This is a genomic window from Streptomyces sp. NPDC059371 (genome assembly GCF_042751995.1).
GTDB lineage: Bacteria > Actinomycetota > Actinomycetes > Streptomycetales > Streptomycetaceae > Streptomyces.
In genome coordinates, this window is record NZ_JBHYXD010000045.1 from 42,366 (window position 1) to 47,242 (window position 4,877).

Here is a 4,877-nt window from a genome sequence, read left to right on the forward strand (position 1 = left end):
CCCGGCGTCGCCGGCCGCGGCGGCCGCCTACGTCGGGGCGAGCCTCGCGTTCCACGCGGACGTGTCCGACGTGGCGGCGGCCCTCGCGGCCGACGGCGACCCCGGGTTCGTCGTCCTCGACTCCCGCTCCACCGCGTCGTGGGACCAGGGGCACATCCCCGGCGCGGTCCACCTGCCCACCGCGCTCATCCCCGAGCAGGCCGAACGGCTTCTGGACAAGTCGGTGCCGGTCGTCACCTATTGCTGGGGACCCGGATGCAACGGCGCGACCCGCGCGGCCCTCGCCCTCGCCGAACTCGGCTTCCAGGTCAAGGAGATGCTCGGCGGCTTCGAGTACTGGGCGCGCGAGGGCTTCGAGTTCGAGACCTGGCAGGGCCGTGAGCGCCGCGCCGAGGACCCGTTGACGGCACCCGTGGACGCGGCGGACTGCGGCTGCTGACCCCGGGCGACGGGGGCGGACCGACGGTGTCGGCCCCCGTGTTCCCGCCGGTGTCCGGATTCCGTTTCCCGGGGCCGCCTGCCCTACGGGGGCGGACGCGTGCCGTGTAACTTCTGCGCATGCCAAGATACGCGGACCCCGGTGCGGTCCAGTGGGTGGAGTCGGGCGGCGGGCCCCTCATAGCGATACCGGAGACGGTGCTCCCGTTCTGGGCGGGGGCCGACGGCGACGACATGTCCTGCGACTACGACCGGGCCTGTGACGTCGACGGGTTCATCGGGCTCCTGCCCGTGGGCGACACCAGGGCCCTGGTTCTCGGCGACGAACCCGCCTCGACCACCTACCTTCCCGAGCATGGCGCCTTCGTACGCTGGTACGCCGCCAGGTCCGAGGACGAACTGCTCGCCGTCGTCCCGGAGGCGCTGGCGCAGGCCGAGTGGGAGCCGGAGGCGGAGTGGACGGTGCCCGGCCCCGTCATCCTCTTCGAGGCCGCCTGGCCGGGCACCTTCTCCGAGAGCACGGACCGCCTGAGGGTGGTGCTCGAACCGGGCCGGTACGGGGTCCGCGCGGCTTACGTCGAACCGAGGCCGGAGACGTGGGTGGGACTCGTACAACTGCGTCGGCTGACGCCCTGATGTCCCACCCCTGATGTCCTCCCCTGACGTCCTACCCCTGACGTCCTACCCCTGACGTCCTGGCACCTGTACTCCGGGTGCCGGGGCGACGGGGCGTCCTGATGCCGAGGTTCTCCGGGTGACATCGCGCGGCGGCCGGGAGCGGCCGCCGCGCGGGGCCGTCAGAGCCGGGAGAGCTCGTCCACCAGGTCGTCCAGGCCCAGGGACCCCTGGGACAGGGCGGCCATGTGCCAGGCCTTGGCGTCGAACGCGGCACCGTGGCGCTTCTTGGCGTTCTCACGGCCCAGCAGCCAGGCGCGTTCGCCGAGCTTGTAGCCGATGGCCTGGCCGGGCATCGTGAGGTAGCGGGTCAGCTCGCTCTCCACGAAGTCGGCCGGCCGGCTGCTGTGCGCGCCGAAGAACTCCTGCGCCAGGTCCGGAGTCCACCGCTCGCCCGGGTGGAAGGGGGAGTCGGCGGGGATCTCCAGCTCCAGGTGCATGCCGATGTCGACGATGACCCGGGCGGCCCGCATCATCTGCGCGTCGAGATAGCCGAGCCGCTGCTCCGCGTCGGTGAGGAAGCCGAGTTCGTCCATCAGCCGCTCCGCGTACAGGGCCCAGCCCTCGCAGTTGGCGCTGACCTGGCCGACGGTGGCCTGGTAGCGGGACAGGTCGTCGACGACGTACGCCCATTGCGCGAGCTGGAGGTGATGGCCGGGCACCCCCTCGTGGTACCAGGTCGAGACGAGATCGTAGACGGGGAAGCGGGTCTGTCCCATCGTGGGCAGCCAGGTGCGGCCCGGCCGCGAGAAGTCCTGCGAAGGGGCGGTGTAGTACGGGGCCGCCGCGCCGCCGGGCGGCGCGATGCGGGACTCCACCTTCCGCACCGGCTCGGCGAGTTCGAAGTGCGTGCCGTCCAGCGCGGTGATCGCCTCGTCCATCAGCCCCTGGAGCCACTGCTGGACCTCGTCGACGCCCTCGATGTGCCGGCCGTGCTCGTCGAGGTGCGCGAGGGCGACCCAGGGGGTGGCCGCGCCGGGCAGGATCTTCTCGGCCTCGGTCCGCATCTCGGCCAGGAGACGGTGGTACTCGGCCCAGCCGTACGCGTACGCCTCGTCGAGGTCGAGATCCGTACCGTTGAAGTAGCGCGCCAGCCGTGCGTACCGCTCGTGGCCCACGGTGTCCGGAGCGCCCCCGATCGTGGGCGCGTACACATCGCGCATCCAGTCCCGCAGGGCGATCACGGCCTCCGTCGCGGTGCGCGCCGCCGCGTCCAGCTCCTCGCGTGCGGAGCCCGGGCCCGCCGAGACGAAGTCCTCGAACCAGCCGAGGCCCTGCCCGTCCGTGTCCGACCACTCCGTGAGCTGTTCGATGAACGTCGCCGTCGGTCGCGGCCCCGCGTACAGCTTGCGGTCGAGCCCCAGCGCGAGGGACTCCCGGTAGCCGGCGAGCGCGTCCGGTACCGCGCGCAGCCGCTCCGCGACCGTGGCCCAGTCCTCGTCCGTCTCCGTCGGCGTCAGGGTGAAGACCTGCCGGACCGAGTGCACCGGCGTGTGCAGATTGCCGACCGCCCGCAGGCCCTCGCCGGCCTCGTGGACCGCGAGCGCGGCGGTGAGCCGCTCACGCAGCAGCCGGCCACAACGGCGCTCGATGTCATGTTCCGCGCCCGGCCGCCGCTCCGCCTCCTCCAGCCGCGCGAGGGTCACCCGTGCCAGCTCGGCGACGGCGTCCTGGCCGGCGGGCGAGTTGTCGGGAAGCCTGCCGTGGCTCTCCTTCACACCGAGGTAGGTACCGAGAACCGGGTCGAGGGCGATGAGCTCGTCGACGTACGCGTCGGCGACCTCGCGGGGCAGCGGGTTCTTCGTCTCTGACATGCGCACATACTCATACGGGCACGGGCGCCGCGTCAGCCCGCTCAACCGGGCTTGTCACCGCATCAGCCGGATTTGGCCGGGGACGATGGGCCCGGCGCGGCCGGCGGCAGCAGCGGACCACAGTCCCACTGCTGGAATATCAGCCGCGTCTCGACCCGTGCCACCTCACGCTGCGAGGTGAACTCGTCGAGCACCAGTCGCTGCAGATCCGCCATGTCCGCGACCGCGACATGCACGAGGTAGTCGTCGGGGCCGGTCAGGTGGAAGACGGTCCGCGACTCGGGCAGCAGCCGGATCCGGTCGACGAAGGGCCCCACCAGCTCCCTGCGGTGCGGCCGGACCTGTACGGACAGCAACGCCTCCAGACCCCGTCCGAGCTTCGCCGGGTCCAGCCGTAGCTGATGGCCGAGAATGACTCCTGCCCGGCGCAGCCGGGTCACCCGGTCGAGACAGGTCGACGGCGCGACGCCGACCTGAGCCGCGAGATCGCGGTAGGTCGTCCGTGCGTCGTTCTGCAGCAGCCGCAACAGATGAAGATCCACCGGATCGAGTACGACAGAATCGGCCATGGCGCGAACGTAACACGGGATGCGCCGCCGAAAGCCCGCCCGGTGTTCAGGCTTCGGCGCATGGACTCCGTTGTGTACGACACGCAGGGCGCGCTGGACGCGCAGGACGACCTGAGCGGAAGCGGCCACGTCGTCGCGGCTCCGGCCAGGGCACTCGCCACGGAAGCCGTGCACGCCGGCCGGGAGGATCTGGCGGCCCTGGGGCTGCACGCGGCCCCGATCGACCTGTCCACCACGTACCCCTCGTACGACAGCCGCGGCGAGGCCGCCCGGATCGACGCCTTCGCGGCCGACGGCGCCGAACCCGAGGGCCCGCCCGTCTACGCCCGCCTCGGCAATCCGACCGTCGCCCGCTTCGAGACCGCCCTCGCGCGCCTCGAAGGCACCGAGAGCGCGGTCGCCTTCGCGAGCGGCATGGCCGCGCTGAGCGCCGTCCTCCTCGTACGCAACGCGATGGGCCTGCGCCATGTCGTCGCCGTCCGCCCGCTGTACGGCTGCAGCGACCACCTCCTGACGGCCGGGCTGCTCGGCACCGAGGTCACCTGGGTCGACCCGGCCGGGATCGCCGACGCGCTGCGGCCCGACACCGGCCTGGTGATGGTCGAGTCCCCGGCCAACCCGACGCTCGCCGAACTCGACCTCCGCGCCGTGGCGCACGCCTGCGGGACCGTCCCGCTCCTCGCCGACAACACCTTCGCGACCCCCGTGCTGCAACGCCCCGCCGAGCACGGCGCGCGGTTGGTTCTGCACAGCGCCACCAAGTACCTGGGCGGCCACGGGGACGTGATGGCCGGCGTGGTCGCGTGCGACGAGGAGTTCGCGCGCAAGCTGCGCCAGGTGCGGTTCGCGACGGGCGGCGTCCTGCATCCGCTGGCCGGCTATCTGCTGCTGCGCGGCCTGTCGACCCTGCCCGTCCGGGTCAGGGCCGCGTCCTCGAACGCCGCGGAGCTCGCCCGCCGGCTCGCCGACGATCCGCGCGTCGCCCGCGTCCACTACCCGCGCATCGGCGGAGCCATGATCGCCTTCGAGGTGCACGGCGACCCGCACGACGTCATCGCCAGAGTCCGGCTGATCACTCCCGCCGTGAGCCTCGGCAGTGTCGACAGCCTCATCCAGCACCCTGCCTCCATAAGCCACCGCATAGTCCCCACGGCGGACCGCCGCGGTGCGGGCGTCAGCGACCGCCTGCTGCGTATGTCGGTGGGCCTGGAGGACGTGGACGACCTGTGGTCCGACCTGGACTCGGCCCTGGGGTTCCGCGGCGGGGAATGAGAGCCGGGGGAACGGGGGGAGGGAGCGGCGCCCCCCGCCCCGGGGGGGGGGGGGGGGCGAGCGGGGTGGTGTCGCGCGGGGGTGTGGGGGGGGTTGAGGACCGAGAGCT

Annotated in this window: 4 protein-coding genes and 1 pseudogene; 3 read left to right on the top strand and 2 right to left on the bottom strand. The window is 72.6% G+C overall.

From position 1 onward, the window contains the following. Both ACFXGX_RS24175 and ACFXGX_RS24180 read left to right on the top strand, forming a co-directional pair. Positions 1-439, top strand: a pseudogene (locus tag ACFXGX_RS24175) (rhodanese-like domain-containing protein); the annotation flags it as partial. Between the two features lie 119 nt (positions 440-558). Beyond that, the gene (locus tag ACFXGX_RS24180; protein WP_384794784.1) at positions 559-1,074 is read left to right on the top strand and encodes an immunity 21 family protein; all 516 of its coding nucleotides are present in this window, start codon (positions 559-561) and stop codon (positions 1,072-1,074) included. Between the two features lie 161 nt (positions 1,075-1,235). Here the strand turns inward: ACFXGX_RS24180 and ACFXGX_RS24185 are convergent, their stop codons facing one another. After that, positions 1,236-2,927, bottom strand: a complete 1,692-nt coding sequence (locus ACFXGX_RS24185) for a DUF885 domain-containing protein (protein ID WP_384794786.1) — start codon at positions 2,925-2,927, stop codon at positions 1,236-1,238. A gap of 62 nt (positions 2,928-2,989) precedes the next feature. Continuing rightward, positions 2,990-3,496 (bottom strand): Lrp/AsnC family transcriptional regulator, encoded by a 507-nt coding sequence (locus tag ACFXGX_RS24190; protein ID WP_103551987.1) that lies wholly within the window; start codon positions 3,494-3,496, stop codon positions 2,990-2,992. A 60-nt stretch (positions 3,497-3,556) separates the two neighbouring features. Between ACFXGX_RS24190 and ACFXGX_RS24195 the strand changes: the two genes are divergently transcribed. After that, on the top strand, positions 3,557-4,768 hold the full coding sequence (locus ACFXGX_RS24195; RefSeq protein WP_384794788.1) for a trans-sulfuration enzyme family protein: 1,212 nt from the start codon (positions 3,557-3,559) through the stop codon (positions 4,766-4,768). Positions 4,769-4,877: the final 109 nt, after the last annotated feature.